An 18,368-nucleotide genomic window follows, 5' to 3' on the forward strand; every position below is an offset into this window, starting at 1 on the left:
TACTTTTGTTATACCAAAATGACCTGATTTTATGACGAGAGGTGAATGACGTGATTAAGAAAGAAATGATAGCCATGCTTTTGGCGGGCGGACAAGGAAGCCGTCTTGGAGTATTAACTTCCGGTGTAGCGAAGCCTGCAGTCGCATTTGGAGGAAAGTATCGTATTATCGACTTTCCATTGAGCAACTGCATCAACTCAGGTATTGATACCGTCGGAGTGCTGACACAGTATCAGCCATTGAGATTAAACAGACATATTGGAATTGGAATTCCGTGGGACTTAGACCGTAATAACGGAGGAGTAACGGTTCTTCCACCATATGAGAGAAGTGATAACAGTGAATGGTATACTGGTACAGCAAATGCGATTTACCAGAACCTGAAATATATGGAGACTTATAATCCGGATTATGTGCTGATTTTATCAGGCGACCATATTTATAAGATGGATTATGAAGTAATGCTTGATTTCCATAAGGAAAATAATGCAGACGTAACAATTGCAGCAATGCCTGTTCCAATAGAAGAAGCAAGCCGTTTTGGTGTGGTTATAACAGACGAAAATAAAAAAATTAAAGAGTTCGAGGAAAAACCGGAACATCCGAGAAGTAACCTCGCATCCATGGGAATATACATATTCAACTGGAAAGTATTGCGTGACAGTTTAATTGCTATGAAGGATCAGAGTAATTGTGACTTCGGAAAGCATATTATTCCATACTGCCATGAGAATGGAAAGCGTTTATTTGCTTATGAATTCAATGGTTACTGGAAGGATGTTGGAACACTTTCCTCCTATTGGGAAGCAAATATGGAATTGATTGATCTGATTCCGGAATTTAACCTTTATGAAGAATACTGGAAGATTTATACCAAGAGCGATAATGTAGCTCCGCAGTATCTTGCAGCAGAGTCCAAGGTTGATACCAGCATTATCGGAGAAGGTGCTGAAATTTATGGAGAAGTGCAGAATTCTGTAATTGGTGCAGGAGTCCGGATTGAAAAGGGTGCGGTGGTACACAATTCCATTATCATGAAAGAATGTGTGATTGGAGAGAATACTGTGGTGGAGAAATCCATTATTGCAGATAAGACCATTGTTGGAGCAAACTGCCACTTAGGCGTAGGCGAGTATGCACCAAGCACATTGAATGAAAAAGTATATGCATCTGATCTGGTTACTATCGGAGAAGATTCTGTAATACCAGACGGAGTTTCAATTGGAAAAAATACAGCGATTTCCGGAGTAACGGAACCGTCAGATTATCCAGATGGAATGTTAGCAGGCGGTGGAGCTATTATTAAGGAAGGTGACAGAATATGAAGGCATTAGGATTAATTTTAGCAGGTGGAAACAATCATCGTATGCAGGAACTTTCCAGCAAGCGTGCAATTGCAGCAATGCCAATCGGTGGAAGTTACCGATGCATTGATTTTGCATTGAGTAATATGAGCAACTCACATGTTCAGACCGTTGCAGTGCTGACTCAGTATAATGCACGTTCTTTAAATGAACATTTAAGCTCATCCAAATGGTGGGATTTCGGGAGAAAACAGGGAGGTCTTTATACCTTCACTCCTACCGTAACCGCTGACAACAGCTGGTGGTACAGAGGAACTGCAGATGCAATGTACCAGAACATTGATTTCTTGAAAAAACGTCATGAGCCATATGTAATTATTACAGGTGGTGATTGTGTATACAAGCTGGATTACAATAAGGTATTGGATTACCATATTGAGAAGAAAGCTGATATAACTGTTGTGTGCAAGGATATGCCGGAAGGCGCAGATATCAGCCGCTTTGGTGTAATCCGCATGAATGAAGAATCCAGAATCACAGAGTTTGAAGAGAAACCTATGGTATCCAGCTCTAATACAATTTCTACCGGTATTTATATCATCCGCAGAAGACAGCTGATTGAAATGTTAGAGCGGAGCGGTCAGGAAGACAGATGGGATTTCGTTACAGATATTCTGATTCGTTATAAGAATATGAAACGAATTTATGGATATAAAATGGAAGATTACTGGAGCAATATTGCAACAGTAGATTCATATTACAATACAAATATGGATTTCCTGAAACCGGATGTGAGAAATTACTTCTTCCGTGAGACACCGCATATCTATTCGAAAGTAGATGATTATCCACCAGCAAAATACAATGCAGGTTCTGATGTGAAGAACAGCCTGATTTCCAGTGGATGTATCATCAACAGTAAAATAGAAAATTCTGTATTGTTTAAAAATGTGTTTGTAGGAAAGAATTGTGTAATCAAGAATTCCATTATTCTCAATGACGTATACATTGGAGATAATACGCATATTGAAAACTGTATCGTGGAAAGCCGTGGAACGCTGAAAGCCAACACGTATTATTGCGGTGACGACGGAGTAAAGGTTGTACTTGAACGCAATGACAGATATGCACTGTAGGCAGAAGACTTAAGAGAAAGGCGTGAAGGGGGTAACATAATGCAGATTACAGATGTAAGAATACGTAAAGTTGAAAAAGAAGGTAAAATGAAAGCTGTGGTATCCATTACCATAGATGAAGAATTTGTTGTACATGATATCAAGGTGATTGACGGAGAGAAGGGACTCTTCATTGCAATGCCAAGCCGCAAGGCTGCTGATGGGGAATACAGAGACATTGCACATCCAATTAACTCAGATACCAGAAATAAGATACAGCAGATTATTTTAGAAAAGTACGAAAGTGAAATTGCAGCTGAGGAGGCGTAACACGTACATAGAATAAGGAAGACGAGCAGGCTGTCACAGAAATGTGGCAGCCTGTTTTTCACACTTCTTTTTTTGAACAATTGATAGAATGAAGTATAAATATGCCGTGGGGCAAATGAGAAAGCATGAAAAAGACTGTTAGGAGCACTTGGAATTTCGGGCGAAAACAGACAACGCCGGCACAGGGAAGTGCCGGTTGTCAGAACTGATAAAAATTTTTTCAAAATTCTTAGTGCTCCTTATAGTCTTTTTCGCTTTTCCATTTGCCCCACGGCAGATTTACATTGTCATCTATTTCATATTGTGGAAAAAAGGATGACAAATTTCTGAGAAAGAAGTATACTAAAATATAACAGTATTTTCGGCAGAAAGCCGGAGAGGAATAAAGAGGATAAAAATATGGAAGCATTAAAAGCGGTAATATTGGCAGCTGGAAAGGGAACCAGAATGCAGTCAGACCTTCCGAAAGTAGTGCATACAATAGACGGAAAGTGTCTGGTAGATTATGTAATTGAAGCGGCAGAAGGAGCAGGAGCGGAGGATATCTGTCTGGTGGTAGGCTATAAGCATGAAGAGGTAGAGAATACCATTTCACATAAAGATGATGTAACATTTGTACTGCAGGAGCAGCAGCTTGGAACTGGTCATGCGGTAAAATGTGCCAAGGATTTTCTGGGAAAAGATGGACATACACTGATTCTTTTTGGAGATGCGCCACTGATTACATCTGCAACCTTAAAGCAGCTTTTGGAGCATCATATCCAGCATAAAAATGCAGTAACCGTATTGTCAGCAACGATAGATGACCCGACCGGATACGGAAGAATTATCCGCAATGAATCAGGAGAATTTATAAAGAGCGTAGAACATAAGGATGCAAACGAGGAAGAGTTGAAATCCCATGAGATTAATTCCGGAATGTATGTGTTTAATACCTGGGAATTATCACAGGCATTGGATAAGATTCAGCCGAATAATGCACAGGGTGAATATTATCTGCCGGATACGCTTACGATATTAAAGGATAAAGGACTTCGTGTAGATGCATTTGCACTGGAAAGCCCGGAAGACATCAATGGAGTAAATGACCAGAAGCAGTTAGAATCAGCTGCAGAAATCATCAGAAGAAGGAAGAAAGAATGTACATTATAGCGGGACTTGGAAATCCTGGAAAGAAATATGAACATACCAGACATAATGTTGGCTTTGATGTCATGGATGTACTGGCAGAAAAATATAATATAAGGATGGACGAAAAAAAGTATAAAGCAATCTGCGGCAAAGGAATGATCGGAAGTGAAAAAGTTGTTCTGGTGAAGCCACAGACTTTTATGAACTTAAGCGGAGAAAGCATCGCTGAAGCAGTAAATTTCTATAAAGTGGATCCGGCCAGTGAACTGTTAGTGATTTTTGATGATATCAGCCTGGCACCGGGAAGAATAAGGATTCGTAAAAAAGGCAGTGCCGGCGGACACAATGGAATTAAAAATATTATTGCGCAGGTGGGAACAGAGCAGTTTGCCAGGATCAAGGTAGGTGTCGGTGAGAAACCACAGGGCTGGGATTTGGCAGACCATGTCCTTGGCCATATGGATAAGGCAGACCGGAAACTGGCAGAGGAAGCATTTTTAGATGCGGTATCTGCGGTAGAACTGATTGTCGATGGAAAAATCGAACAGGCAATGAATGACTATAATTAAAGGAAGAACATTATGAATGTATTTTTGCAGCCCCTTTCGGAACTGGAAGAATTGCAAAATGCCTTAAAGCAGCTAAAGAGCAGTCCGGGTATCGTTCAGATATCCGGATGCATGGATGCGCAGAAGGCACATATGGTATTTGCGGCGAACGATGGTTTTAGAAATAAAATCATCGTTACTTTTAACGAACAAAAAGCAAGGGAAATCTTAGAAGATTATCGTTTTTTCGACAGGGAGACTCTCTATTTCCCAGCGAAGGATATTTTATTTTATCAGTCGGATATCAGAAGTAATCAGCTTACCGGAGAGCGGATTGCCCTGTTAAAACGTTTATCCGAAAAGAAGCCGGTTACAGTGGTATTGACTTTTGACGGACTGATGAACCGGATGGCAGGACTGGAAGCCTTTAAAGAAGCGGTGCGTACTTATAAGGTGGAAGACGAATTAGACTTTGAGGCAGAGACAAAGCGGCTTTTGCAGATGGGGTATGTGCGCAATTATCAGGTGGAAATGCCGGGAGAATTTGCGGTGCGTGGAGGAATCCTTGATATATATCCTCTGACGGAAGAAAATCCGCTGCGTATTGAAATGTGGGGAGATACCATTGATTCCCTGCGAAGCTTTGAGGCTGAGAGCCAGCGTTCCATAGAGAATTTGGAAGAAATTACGTTGTATCCTGCAACGGAACTGGTGCTGACGGAAGAACGGAAGCAGGCGGGCTTGAAGAAAATTCGACAGGAAGCGGTAAAAGCAGAAAAGAAGTTCCGCGACCAGATGAAAAATGAAGAAGGCCATCGCATCAAACAGACGGCGGCTGCTTTGGAAGAAGAGATAGAAGAATTAGGTGGTGCAGCTAATTTGGACAGCAGCCTTGCATATTTCTTCCCGGAGGCGGTAAGCCTTTTGGATTATTTTGGCAAAGACGAGACTCTTTTAGTCCTGGATGAACCTGCCCGGCTGATGGAAAAGGGCAGAGTGACAGAGCAGGAATTTGAAGAGAGCATGAAGCAGCGCTTGGAGAAGGGTTATATCCTGCCGGGACAGGCAGAAACGCTCTTTACCGGAAAGGAAATTACTGCGAAGATGCAGAGTTTCCACGGACTTGCACTGGCAGCACTGGATATGAAGGTGCGGGAGTTAGACATTACGAACCGTTACCATATTCAGGTGCAGGGTGTGAATTCCTATAATAACAGCTTTGCAACGCTGGTGAAGGATTTAAAGAATTATAAGAAAAACGGATACCGGGTCGTTGTATTATCCGCATCTAAGACAAGGGCAGAGCATCTGGCGAAGGATTTACAGGAAGAAGAGGTAAGCTGTTATTATGCCAAAGATTTTGAACGGGAATTGCAGCCGGGAGAAATCTTAACTGCCTATGGAAAAGTAAAACGTGGATACGAATACCCGCTGATTAAATTTGCGGTTATCACAGAAAGTGATATATTCGGGCAGGAAAAGAAGAAACGGAAGAAACACCGCCTCTATGAGGGAGAAAAGATACAGAGCTTTCGTGACCTTCATGTAGGTGATTATGTGGTACATGAAAATCACGGCCTTGGCATTTATCGTGGAATCGAGAAAATCGAAGTCGATAAAAAAGTCAAGGATTATATCAAGATTGAATATGCCAAGGGAGGCAATCTTTATATTCTTGCAACCCAGCTGGAACTGATTCAGAAATATGCCGGTTCCGATGCCAAGAAACCAAAACTAAACCGGCTGGGCAGCCCGGACTGGGATAAGACAAAAACCAGAGTGCGTGGTGCGGTAAAAGAAATTGCCCACGAACTGGTGGAACTCTATGCTATCCGGCAGAACAAAGAAGGCTATGTCTATGGTCCGGATACTGTATGGCAGAAGGAATTTGAAGAGATGTTTCCATTTGAGGAGACAGAAGATCAGGAACTTGCCATTGAAGCAACCAAGAAGGACATGGAAAGCACCAAGATTATGGATCGTCTGATTTGCGGAGACGTAGGATATGGCAAGACGGAGGTGGCAATCCGTGCTGCCTTTAAGGCGGTGCAGGAGGGAAAACAGGTAGTTTATTTAGTACCGACCACAATCCTGGCGCAGCAGCACTATAATACCTTTGCCCAGCGGATGAAAGATTTCCCGGTAAGAGTAGATTTGCTTTGCCGTTTCCGCAGCCCAAAAGAGCAGAAGAAAACCATCGAAGATTTGAAAAAAGGCATGGTGGATATTATTATCGGAACCCACAGAGTGCTTTCTGAGGATGTGAAATTTAAGGATTTGGGACTTCTCATTATCGATGAGGAGCAGCGTTTTGGTGTGGCTCATAAAGAGAAAATCAAGCAGATGAAAAAGGATGTGGATGTGCTGACTTTAACGGCAACACCAATTCCAAGGACATTGCATATGAGCCTTATCGGAATCCGTGATATGAGTGTTTTAGAGGAGCCGCCGATGGATCGTGTGGCAATCCAGACTTATGTCATGGAATATAATGAAGAAATGGTGCGGGAGGCAATCTGCCGGGAATTAGCAAGAGACGGACAGGTTTATTATGTATTTAACCGGGTAAACCAGATTGCAGAAATGGCAGCGAAAATTTCAGAACTGGTGCCGGATGCCAATGTGGCATTTGCCCACGGACAGATGAAGGAACGGGAACTTGAGGATATTATGTATCAGTTTATCAACGGAGAGATTGATGTGCTGGTATCCACAACGATTATCGAGACGGGGCTTGATATTTCCAATGTAAATACCATGATTATTCATGATGCGGATAATATGGGACTGTCACAGCTCTATCAGCTTCGCGGAAGAGTAGGACGTTCCAACCGGACGGCATATGCGTTCTTAATGTACCGCCGGGATAAAATGTTAAAAGAAATCGCAGAGAAACGTCTGGCTGCAATCAAGGAATATACAGACTTAGGAAGCGGCTTTAAGATTGCCATGCGGGATTTGGAAATCCGTGGAGCCGGAAACCTGCTGGGTGCCCAGCAGAGCGGACACATGGAGGCAGTCGGTTATGACCTTTACTGCAAGATGCTCAATGAGGCTGTCAAACAGGAGAAGGGAATCGGAGTGGAAGAAAGCTTCGATACAACAGTAGATGTGGAAATGGATGCATTTATCCCACCGTCCTATATTCCAAACGAGACACAGAAGCTGGATATTTATAAACGAATTGCAGCCATTGAAAATGATTCAGAAAGTGATGAGATGCTTGATGAGCTGACAGACCGTTTTGGAGACCCGCCAAAATCAGTAACAAACCTTCTTTCCATTGCATTGATAAAAGTGCTGGCGCATCAGGCGTATATGAAGGAAGTGGTAGAGCGTGGCAATACAGTGCGCTTTGTCATGTATGAAAAAGCTGCGGTGAATCCGGCAAAAATACCGGAACTTCTGTCAAAATATGATCATGCGTTGAAATTTATACCGGATCAGAAAGGACCGTATTTTGTGCTGAACCGGGGAACCAACAGCCGGACAGTATCAGGCAGCAGTATCGACTATATCCGCCAGTTTGTGTTGGATGTGCAGACGATTCTGGTAGAAAAAACCATAAAAAAGGATGCTTAACTGCATAAAAATCTTGCGGCATGTACGAAAAAGCACTATAATAGAACGATGATAAATATTTTGGAGGAACGTGATATGAGATTTAAGAAATTCACAGCACTTGCATTGGCGGTTGTTACTGCAGCTTCCGTAGCTATGACAGGATGTGGCAGCAGAATCGATGAAGATGCAGTTGTTGCTACATTAGGAGATAAAGAGATTTCACTTGGACTTGCCAACTTTATGGCACAGTATACAGCAGTATCCTATGACAGCTATATTACCATGGGATATGCTAAGGAAAATATGTGGTCACAGGATTTATCCGGAAACGGTAAGACTATGCAGGATAATGTAAAAGATGGAATCCTGACACAGATACGGACCAATTATCTCTTAGAAGACCATATGAAAGACTATGGTGTGGAAATAACGGATGAGGAGCTTTCTGATATTGATACTGCAGCACAGCAGTTCATGGATGATAATAGTAAGGAAGCAATCAGGACCATGGGTGCCAAGAAAGAATATGTAGCAGAAATGCTTCGACTGAACCTGATTCAGAAGAAGATGTATAATGCAATCATTGCAACTGCAGATACCGAAGTTTCTGATGAAGAAGCGGCACAGAGAACCTTCAGTTATATCAAGGTTTCTACCGAGGCACATTATGATGACAGCAAGAATTATGTGGAATATACCGATGATGAGAAGGCAGAATTAGAAAAAACTGCAGAGAAAATCGCAGAAGAAGCGAAAACCGATTTTGATGGAGCAGCAACAGACAACGGATATACTGTAAGCACTTATTCATACGGCAGTGATGAAATCGGTGAAGATGGAACAGCAACCGGAAGTATGGATGCATCCGTTATTACAGCAGCAGATGCGTTAAAAGAGGGAGAAGTTTCTTCCATGATTTCCGTAGATGGAAAAGGATATTATGTTATCCGCTTAGACAGTGAATTTGACCGTGATGCAACCGACAAAGAGAAAGAAACAATTGTTTCCCAGCGTCAGTCCGATAAATATACGGAAGTATGCGACAGCTACAAGGAAGAAAAAGAATGGACGGTAAATGATGATGTATGGGCAGCTGTTAATTTTGATAAGCTCTATACCATCAAGAAAACAGATACAGAAACAGAATCTGTAAGTGAGACAGAGACAGCATCAGAGGCAGCAACAGAATAATTGCAGAAATTACAAAGTGACAAGAACATAGAGAAGCAGAAAATTTATTTTTCTGCTTCTTTTCTATCACATAGATACAGGAGTATGGAATGAAAGACAATATCGTATTAATCGGAATGCCGGGCGTAGGAAAAAGTACTGTAGGTGTCGTATTGGCGAAGGCATTAGGCTATAATTTTGTGGATGCAGATTTAGTCATCCAGCAGCAGACTGGAAAGCTTTTGTGTGAGCTGATTGCAGAGCACGGAACAGAAGGATTTCTTGAGATTGAGGATGAGGGAAACAGCAGCATAGAAGGCCATAAAGCAGTCATTGCCACAGGAGGCAGTGCAGTATATTGTGCAAAAGCCATGGAGCATTATAAAGAAATTGCAACCGTACTTTATCTGAGTGTATCTTATGAGACATTAGAAGAGCGTCTTGGTGATTTGAAAAACCGCGGTGTAGTATTAAAAGATGGACAGACCCTGAAAGATTTGTATGATGAGAGAACGGCATATTATGAAAAATATGCGGATATCACCGTAAGTGAAGAGGGATTGTCTATTCGTGAAACAATCGATGTGGTAAAAGAAAAACTCGGGATGGAATAAAAGATGCAGATACCAGGGAATGCACAGGAACCTGTGAAGATACAGGAATCAGATAAAATGAAGAAGTCAGATAAGATGCAGGAGCAGAAAAAGAAATCAACAACTTTAAATAGAATTGGAAAAGTCGATAAAAAGATTCGTATCCGCATGTGGGCAGCAGGCATATTTTTCGTCTGTCTGGTACTGGTGGTACTTTTGCAGAAATTTTCGTTGGGACAGAATTATTTTGTGGTAACCGTAAATAATAAAGTGGTAGGCTGTGTCAGCAACAAGACAGATGTGGAAAAGGCAGTACACGAAAGCCGGCGGCAAATGGCAAAAGAGAGTGAAGGCTATCTGATGCAGGAGATTTCTTATGAGACAACAGAAAGCCATAAGCCATTTCAGAAGCTGTTAAGTGAAACTGCATTAAAAGAAAAGATTACAAAGGAGCTTAAGAAAGAAAATTCCGGAGAAATCTTTGCATATACGGTAAGTGCCGGTGAAAACCAGCTTTCTTTTGCAACTTTAGATGAAGTAGAAACGTTTTTAGGACGTTTGAAGGAAGAACAGGATACGGACAATCGGTTCGAGATAGAGTTCAAAAAGGAAACAGATCATCAGGAGGGAATGCTTCTTGCAAACTTAAAAGAGGCAGGCGTTTCAGAAAAAACAGAAGATTCTGCGGATGCCGGTATTGTGCAGCAGCTTGGGACCTATCTTTCCGATGCACAGGAGAATCCCGGGGAAAATAATTATGAAACCGGAATTCTTTCGATGGAATTTGCACAGGATGTGGAAGTGTTCACCAATCTGGTAGCAGCGGACACTCTGACGGATATAGATGCCGCGGTGGAAGAAGTAACAAAAGAGAAAGAAACGAATAAAATATATGAGATACAGCCGGGAGACTGTCTGTCGGTCATTGCACAGGAGCATGATACATCGGTGGCAGCAATTATCGCACTCAATGGATTGTCCGGGGAAGATGCAGTAATCAGTGCCGGTGAAGAACTGATTCTGTCGGTGCCTCAGCCGGACATCAGCTTACGGATCAGCGAAGGCGTAGTATATGAAGAGGATTATACCGCAGAGCCGGAGATTGTACCGAATGATTCCTGGTATACGACCGACGAAGTGGTGCTTGCAGAGGGAACTACCGGACATCGCGAGGTTAATATGGTGGTGACAACAGAGAATGGAATTGAGACGGAGCGGAGTATGATCCACCAGACCATACTGACAGAGTCAACGCCGGCAGTTATTGAGCGTGGAACCAAGATACCGCCAACTTACATTAAACCGCTGATTGGCGGAAGAGTTTCTTCCGGTTTTGGAAGAAGATGGGGCAGAATGCATAAAGGAATTGACTGGGCATGTCCGACCGGAACCAAGGTATTTGCATCCAGCAATGGTGTAGTAGTCAGTGCCGGTTATGTTTCCGGTTATGGCAACTGTGTCTTAATCAGCCATCCGGATGGAAGAATGACACGTTATGCACATAACAGTAAATTACTGGTAAAAGCAGGGCAGAGCGTATCACAGGGTGAAGTGATTGCATTAAGCGGAAGTACGGGACGTTCTACAGGTCCGCATGTGCATTTTGAGATATTAATTAATGGTTCCCAGGTAAATCCGGTGAACTATCTGAATTAATTTCGATTTACAAGTCAGTGAATATATAATATAATAATACTATTGTAGATAATTCTTTTGAGGTACGAGAAATACTTGACAAAAGAGGAAATAAGTTACTATAATATTTTGTTTGCAATTTTGTAGGGAATCTAAGCATAGAGGTGCGAGATGGAACAGTATGTGATTAAAGGTGGAAATCCTTTGGTTGGCGAAGTTGAGATTGGTGGAGCTAAGAATGCTGCACTGGGAATTCTTGCGGCAGCAATTATGACGGATGAGACCGTAATAATAGATAATTTACCAAACGTTCGTGATATTAATGTGTTATTAAGTGCCATGGAGGGAATTGGTGCTAAGATAGAGCGTCTTGGAGAACATAAGGTAAAGATTAATGGTTCACTGATTCATGATTTGAGCGTGGACTATGAATATATTAATAAAATCAGAGCTTCTTACTATCTGTTAGGAGCATTACTTGGAAAATATAAGAAAGCAGAAGTGGCTTTTCCGGGTGGCTGTGCAATCGGAACCCGTCCGATTGACCTTCATCTGAAAGGTTTCCGTGCGTTAGGAGCCGATGTTGATATTCAGCATGGGTTAATTTCTGCTACTGCAGAGCATCTGGTGGGAAACCATATTTATTTAGATAAAGTTTCTGTAGGAGCAACCATCAACATTATGATGGCGGCATCCATGGCAGAGGGAAAGACTATTATTGAAAATGCAGCTAAGGAGCCACATGTCGTAGATGTAGCAAACTTCTTAAACAGCATGGGAGCAAATATCCGTGGTGCAGGAACAGATGTCATCCGTATTGTGGGTGTAGAGAAGCTTCATAAAACAGAATATTCTATTATTCCGGATCAGATTGAAGCAGGAACTTTTATGTTTGCAGCGGCTGCAACCAAAGGTGATGTAACTGTTAAAAATGTTATTCCCAAGCATTTAGAGGCAACCACAGCAAAATTAATTGAAATTGGTTGTGAAGTGGAAGAATTTGATGATGCAGTACGTGTGGTATCCAGCAAGCCATTGCATCATACCCAGGTAACTACTTTGCCGTATCCTGGCTTTCCAACAGATATGCAGCCACAGATGTCGGTGCTTTTAGCATTAGCAGAAGGAACAAGTACCGTAACAGAAAGTATTTTTGAAAACCGTTTCAAATATGTAGATGAACTGACCCGTATGGGTGCACAGGTGAAAGTAGAGAGCAATATTGCAATTATTACCGGTGTTGAAAAATACACAGGTGCAAGAGTCAGTGCTCCGGATTTAAGAGCAGGTGCAGCCCTTGTAATTGCAGGTCTTGCAGCAGAAGGCATCACCATTGTAGATGATATTTATTATATTGAACGTGGATATGAACATTTTGAAGAGAAATTAGCTTCCCTTGGTGCAATGATTGAAAAAGTAAGCTCCGAGAAAGAAATCCAGAAATTCACATTGAAAGTATCATAAGATAAGAGCATCACAATATAGAAAGTTCTGAATATAAATACTAATATGAATATTGCAATGAGACAGAAGTGTTAAAAAGCGTTATCATAACCCAAAAAAGATATCTGGTAAATATGCTGCAAATGAGGCATAGTTATCAGATATCTTTTATACTTTACAGGAAATTGCTTTCCTGTAAAGTATAAAACGCTCCGCGAGGATGCGCACTGCGGCGTATAAGGCAGATGTCGCAAGCGACCGCCGCAGGCGCTAGAATGTGCCAAGGCACATTCTTTTTATATGATTGCTTTGATATATAAAGGACTTTTCTCAAGGTCGATACAGGCTCCATCATCTAACTGAACCAGTGGCTTGGAAAGACGACGATGATTCAATAAAACAATGCGGGCGGAAGTACCATCACTTAACATAACCCGGTTGTTCTGGTATGCATTGGCAATATTCTCTAAGAAGGTCAGAATATACTTTGGCTTATATTTCTGCAGACCATCTTTTTCAAATTCGGCGATTACCTCAAACGGACAAAGGGGAGCACGATAGGAGCGTGCTGCTGTCATGGCATCGTAAACATCGGCAATCGCAATGATGAGTGCATAGTCATCGATTTCTTCCATGGTAAGCCCCATTGGATAACCGGAACCATCGCAACGTTCATGGTGCATGAGAGCTGCCTTTTTAATATGGGAATTTAATGGCTGGGATTTTAAAATATCATAGCCATATTTCGGATGATTACGAATCATCTGGAATTCTTCATCTGTTAATTTTCCGTCTTTATTTAAGACCTCATCCGGAATTTTTGTCTTACCGATGTCATGAAGCAGACCGGCAAGGGTGAGAGTGTCTAATTCTTCATTGGAAAAATGCAGCCATTTTCCGATAATACGAGAGATGATGGCAACATTCAGACTGTGTGCATAGGTGCTGTCGTTGACCTGACGCATATTATGTAACATATCAAAGACATCCAGAGTGGTCTGCTTTGGACTTACTAAAGAAATGGTCTTTGATAAAAGCTCTTCTTTGTTTACGGTTCCTCCATCGGAAAGGTAAGCATCAAAACAGTTCTTTAAATCCTGGGAACGCAGGGTGAAATCCACCTGAAAACGCTGGAATTCCGGAGAACTTTTGAGCTTCTGTGAGTAAGAAGCATCAGAAACCGGACTTGGTGCAGAAACAGGGCTTTTGGCAGGAAAATATGCCGGATCCTTTGGCGTTTCCATTGGAGCAGCGACCTGTTTATTTTCTGTAATCTGCACACTGGCGATGCCATAAAATTCCAGTCTGGAAATCAGGGTACGCGTAAGTTCTACATTCGGATTAATAATAAGCTGTCCACGCTTGGTGCGGACAGGAATTGCTGTAACCATACCTGGTAACAAATCTTTTGTCTGATATTCTTTCATGCATGTGGTCCTCGTTCTGGATGGATTTTATAATTATGATAGAACAAATCACAATTATATTCCTATTTAAGTATATTCTTTTTGCTAAAAATGTCAATCTTAACAGTAAAAACCGGTAAAATTTGTCAAAAGGATACAAAAAGTAATAAGGAATGTTTTCTCTGTTGATGAGAAAATATGGTGCTTGACATTTCGATATAATAGGTGTATTCTCTCCCATAGAGATTTGAAAATTCAATATTGTAATTTCTCTTATTCAGAGTGATGGAGATACATAGGATCAATGAAGTCACGGCAACCCCACAGCATAAGGAAGGTGCCAACCTGAGCGAGCAAGTCGAACAATAAGAGGATTTGATTATCTTTACCGTTATCGGGTCCGCTTATGATGTAAGCGGTTTTTTTATTTTATGTGAGCAGCGAAAAAAGGTCTGGAAGAAAGAGGAGCCAAGCGCACCCACCAGATACTTAATAAGGGAATCAACAAAACGAGAGGAGAAAACGATGGAAAAAAGATTATTCACATCAGAGTCCGTAACAGAAGGACATCCAGACAAAATGTGTGATGCGATTTCAGATGCAATTCTTGACGCATGTATGGCAGAGGATCCAATGAGCCGTGTTGCCTGTGAGACAGCAAGCTGTACCGGATTTGTACTTGTAACAGGAGAGATTACTACAAAGGCAAAATTAGACATTCCTGCAATTGTAAGAAATACTGTAAATGAAATCGGTTATGACCATGCAGAAACCGGATTTGACGGACATACCTGTGCTGTTATGGTAGCATTAGACCAGCAGTCACCGGATATTGCAATGGGTGTTGACAAGGCTTTGGAAGCAAAAGAAAATAAAATGACTGATGAGGAGATTGAAGCAATCGGTGCCGGAGATCAGGGTATGATGTTTGGTTATGCAACCAACGAGACACCGGAATATATGCCATATCCGATTTCTTTAGCCCACAAACTGGCATTACAGTTAACCAAAGTTCGTAAAGATGGTACTTTAAAATACTTAAGACCAGACGGAAAATCACAGGTTTCTGTAGAGTATGATGAGGCTGGAAAACCAAAGAGATTAGAGGCAGTTGTACTTTCTACACAGCATGACGAGGATGTAACCCAGGAACAGATTCATGAGGATATTAAGAAATATGTTTTTGACCCAGTCCTTCCAAAGGAATTAGTTGATGAGAATACTAAATTTTTCATCAATCCAACCGGACGTTTCGTAATCGGTGGACCACACGGTGATGCAGGTCTTACCGGACGTAAAATTATCGTAGATACATACGGTGGATACGCCCGTCACGGCGGCGGAGCATTCTCCGGTAAGGATTGCACTAAGGTTGACCGTTCAGCAGCATATGCAGCACGTTACGTTGCTAAGAACTTAGTAGCAGCAGGTCTTGCAGAGCGTTGTGAGATTCAGTTATCTTATGCAATCGGTGTAGCACAGCCTACTTCTGTTATGGTTGATACTTTTGGTACCGGAAAAGTTTCTGATGAGAAATTAGTAGAAATTATCCGTGAGAACTTTGACCTTCGTCCGGCAGGAATTATCAAGATGCTTGATTTACGCAGACCGATTTATCGCCCGACAGCAGCATATGGTCACTTTGGAAGAACCGATGTTGCACTTCCATGGGAAGCGTTGGACAAAGTTGATGAATTAAAGAAACACTTATAATATTGGAATAGATTCCAGAATAGTATAAAGAAGAAAGACCTCTTTTCGGAAAAGATTTATTTCTTAAGGGAAATGATTGAAATGCCGGAAAGAGGTCTTTTGGCATTTTAATGAGAAAACCAGCAAAGAGTTTTGGGTGGTTGGAAAATAATTTATAAATTCTTTAGAATAATTCTCAGAATTTTCATGGGAAAAGAGACTGCATGTGGTATACTATGATTATGAAAAACTGGAGGCTTGAGAATGAAACTAAGGACAAAGCTGATTATATCATTTTGTATTATCATATTTGTGCCGGTGACATTGGCCGCGTTGGCAATGTGCGGATTCCGTTATTTTCAGTTAAGAGATATTGCCAACACCTATCAGGTGGAAGATGGAAATATTAGTTATCTGACCAATACGGTGCAGATGTGGAACCGGGTGACAAAGGACAGTTGTCAGAAGTTACTGGATACAGCGGAAAGCGACCCGGACAAATTCCTGGACATGAAATATTTAATGCACGTTAATGAGACTCTGCAGGGGAAAAACTCCTACCTGATTGTCATGAGGGATAATGAAGAAGTCTATGTGGGAACGAATGATTTGAATACGGTTCCGGAAAATCTGCCGGATTACATGGATACCAAGACAGGGGGAGAGACCGGCTATTTCATTGACAGTGATAAACAGGAAATGATTAAGCGGATTGACTTTGATTTTTCGGATGGTTCGGAAGGAACGTTGTTTGTAATTACATCTATTAAATCACTTGTGCCGGAAATGAAGGAACTTCTGATAGATATTATTATTTCTGTGTTATTGATACTTTTGTTGACGGCAGGTATGCTTACCATATGGAATTACCGGAGCATCATTACTCCGATTAAGAAGTTAGAGATGGCAACCCAGAATATTAAAGAGGGCAACCTTGATTTTACTTTGGAAATAGACAGCAATGATGAAATTGGCGAGCTGTGCCGGAACTTCGAAGAGATGCGGCAGAGACTGAAAGATTCTGCAGAAGAGAAGCTGGCATCAGAGAAAGAAAACCGTGTTTTAATCAGTAATATTGCCCACGATTTAAAGACCCCGATTACTGCTGTGAAAGGTTATTCGGAAGGCCTGATGGATGGTGTGGCAGATACGCCGGAAAAAAGGGATAAATATATCAAGACCATTTATAATAAAGCCAATGAGATGGATTTATTATTAAATGAGCTGACACTTTATTCAAAGATTGATACTAATCGAATTCCATATAATTTTAGCAAGATAAATGTAATGGAATATTTCGATGACTGCGTAGAAGAAATCGGCCTGGATTTAGAGGCAAAAAATATTGGTTTATCGTATTTTAATTACGCTGGGGATGATGTGCAGATTATTGCAGACCCGGAGCAGTTAAAGCGTGTCATTCATAATATTATTAATAATTCCATCAAATATCTGGATAAGCCGAAGGGCTTTATCAATATTCGTGTAAAGGATGTGGGTGATTTTATCCAGGTAGAGATAGAAGATAATGGAAAAGGAATTGCAAAGAAAGACCTGCCATATATCTTTGACCGGTTCTTCCGGGCAGATACTTCAAGAAATTCTGCAACCGGCGGAAGTGGTATCGGTTTATCCATTGTCCGTAAAATTATTGAAGACCATGGCGGAAAGATATGGGCAACCAGTAAAGAAGAAACAGGTACAATCATGTATTTTGTACTGAGAAAATATCAGGAGGTTCCAAATGAGTAAAGTATTGATTATTGAAGATGAGGTTTCAATTGCAGAACTGGAGAAGGATTATTTAGAGTTAAGCGGTTTCGATGTCGAAATCGAAAGTGATGGAGCAAGGGGCTTAGAGAAAGCACTGGCATCTGATTTTGACATGTATATCTTAGACCTGATGCTTCCGGGCATGGACGGATTCGAAATCTGCAAACGTATTCGTGAAGTAAAGAATACACCGATTCTTATGGTATCTGCTAAGAAGGACGATATTGACAAGATTCGCGGACTGGGACTAGGTGCAGATGATTATATCACAAAACCATTCTCCCCAAGCGAGCTGGTAGCAAGAGTAAAGGCACACCTTGCCCGTTATGAAAGACTGATTGGCAGCAATGTGCAGGAAAATGATATTATTGAGATTCGTGGAATCAAGATTGATAAGACAGCACGCCGCGTCTGGGTAAATGGCGAGGAAAAAGCATTTACCACAAAGGAATTTGATTTACTGGTATTCTTAGCACAGAATCCGAATCATGTATTTACCAAGGAAGAACTGTTTAAAGAAATCTGGGATATGGAATCCGTTGGTGATATCGCAACCGTAACGGTACATATCAAAAAGATTCGTGAGAAGATTGAAATGGATACCGCAAAGCCTCAGTATATCGAGACAATCTGGGGGGTAGGTTACCGTTTCAAATTATAGGAA

At 41.4% G+C, this 18,368-nt stretch carries 14 protein-coding genes and 1 riboswitch; of the genes, 13 read left to right on the plus strand and 1 reads right to left on the minus strand.

The window, feature by feature from the left end; translation table 11 throughout:
- Window positions 1-50: 50 nt before the first annotated feature.
- The 10 genes from DXB39_RS07285 (at window position 51) to DXB39_RS07330 (ending at window position 12,854) form a co-directional block, all read left to right on the plus strand.
- Window positions 51-1,325, plus strand: coding sequence for a glucose-1-phosphate adenylyltransferase (locus tag DXB39_RS07285; protein ID WP_022243626.1), 1,275 nt, complete (start codon window positions 51-53; stop codon window positions 1,323-1,325).
- On the plus strand, window positions 1,322-2,440 hold the full coding sequence (glgD, locus tag DXB39_RS07290; protein WP_117698654.1) for a glucose-1-phosphate adenylyltransferase subunit GlgD: 1,119 nt from the start codon (window positions 1,322-1,324) through the stop codon (window positions 2,438-2,440). Before DXB39_RS07285 ends, glgD begins: the two co-directional genes overlap by 4 nt.
- A gap of 39 nt (window positions 2,441-2,479) precedes the next feature.
- Window positions 2,480-2,749, plus strand: a complete 270-nt coding sequence (gene spoVG, locus DXB39_RS07295) for a septation regulator SpoVG (RefSeq protein WP_117698655.1) — start codon at window positions 2,480-2,482, stop codon at window positions 2,747-2,749.
- 399 nt (window positions 2,750-3,148) lie between these two features.
- On the plus strand, window positions 3,149-3,901 hold the full coding sequence (locus DXB39_RS07300) for a sugar phosphate nucleotidyltransferase (protein WP_022243623.1): 753 nt from the start codon (window positions 3,149-3,151) through the stop codon (window positions 3,899-3,901).
- A complete protein-coding gene (pth, locus tag DXB39_RS07305) occupies window positions 3,889-4,449 on the plus strand; it encodes an aminoacyl-tRNA hydrolase (RefSeq protein ID WP_117698657.1) in 561 nt (186 codons plus the stop codon). Before DXB39_RS07300 ends, pth begins: the two co-directional genes overlap by 13 nt.
- Before the next feature lie 12 nt (window positions 4,450-4,461).
- Window positions 4,462-8,010, plus strand: coding sequence for a transcription-repair coupling factor (gene mfd / locus DXB39_RS07310; RefSeq protein WP_117841361.1), 3,549 nt, complete (start codon window positions 4,462-4,464; stop codon window positions 8,008-8,010).
- Between the two features lie 75 nt (window positions 8,011-8,085).
- Window positions 8,086-9,183, plus strand: coding sequence for a peptidyl-prolyl cis-trans isomerase (locus DXB39_RS07315; RefSeq protein WP_158565975.1), 1,098 nt, complete (start codon window positions 8,086-8,088; stop codon window positions 9,181-9,183).
- Window positions 9,184-9,272: 89 nt separating this feature from the next.
- Entirely contained in the window at window positions 9,273-9,776 is a 504-nt protein-coding gene (locus DXB39_RS07320) for a shikimate kinase (RefSeq protein WP_117841359.1), read from the plus strand.
- Window positions 9,777-9,779: 3 nt separating this feature from the next.
- The gene (locus DXB39_RS07325) at window positions 9,780-11,411 is read left to right on the plus strand and encodes a M23 family metallopeptidase (protein WP_243006003.1); all 1,632 of its coding nucleotides are present in this window, start codon (window positions 9,780-9,782) and stop codon (window positions 11,409-11,411) included.
- 150 nt (window positions 11,412-11,561) lie between these two features.
- On the plus strand, window positions 11,562-12,854 hold the full coding sequence (locus DXB39_RS07330) for a UDP-N-acetylglucosamine 1-carboxyvinyltransferase (RefSeq protein WP_117841358.1): 1,293 nt from the start codon (window positions 11,562-11,564) through the stop codon (window positions 12,852-12,854).
- Window positions 12,855-13,129: 275 nt separating this feature from the next.
- Here the strand turns inward: DXB39_RS07330 and DXB39_RS07335 are convergent, their stop codons facing one another.
- Window positions 13,130-14,260 (minus strand): HD-GYP domain-containing protein, encoded by a 1,131-nt coding sequence (locus tag DXB39_RS07335; RefSeq protein WP_117841357.1) that lies wholly within the window; start codon window positions 14,258-14,260, stop codon window positions 13,130-13,132.
- Window positions 14,261-14,509: 249 nt separating this feature from the next.
- A riboswitch (SAM riboswitch) is annotated at window positions 14,510-14,611 on the plus strand.
- Between the two features lie 153 nt (window positions 14,612-14,764).
- On the opposite strand from DXB39_RS07335, the gene metK reads away from it, so the two are divergent.
- The 3 genes from metK (at window position 14,765) to DXB39_RS07350 (ending at window position 18,365) form a co-directional block, all read left to right on the plus strand.
- The gene (gene metK / locus DXB39_RS07340; RefSeq protein ID WP_022243616.1) at window positions 14,765-15,952 is read left to right on the plus strand and encodes a methionine adenosyltransferase; all 1,188 of its coding nucleotides are present in this window, start codon (window positions 14,765-14,767) and stop codon (window positions 15,950-15,952) included.
- A 243-nt stretch (window positions 15,953-16,195) separates the two neighbouring features.
- On the plus strand, window positions 16,196-17,683 hold the full coding sequence (locus DXB39_RS07345) for a sensor histidine kinase (protein WP_117841356.1): 1,488 nt from the start codon (window positions 16,196-16,198) through the stop codon (window positions 17,681-17,683).
- Window positions 17,676-18,365 carry a response regulator transcription factor gene (locus tag DXB39_RS07350; RefSeq protein ID WP_022243614.1) on the plus strand — a complete coding sequence of 230 codons (690 nt, stop codon included), beginning with the start codon at window positions 17,676-17,678 and terminating at the stop codon, window positions 18,363-18,365. Before DXB39_RS07345 ends, DXB39_RS07350 begins: the two co-directional genes overlap by 8 nt.
- The last annotated feature ends 3 nt before the right edge of the window (window positions 18,366-18,368 follow it).

It is taken from the genome of Roseburia sp. OM03-7AC, assembly GCF_003462625.1.
GTDB classification, from domain to species: domain Bacteria; phylum Bacillota; class Clostridia; order Lachnospirales; family Lachnospiraceae; genus Roseburia_C; species Roseburia_C amylophila.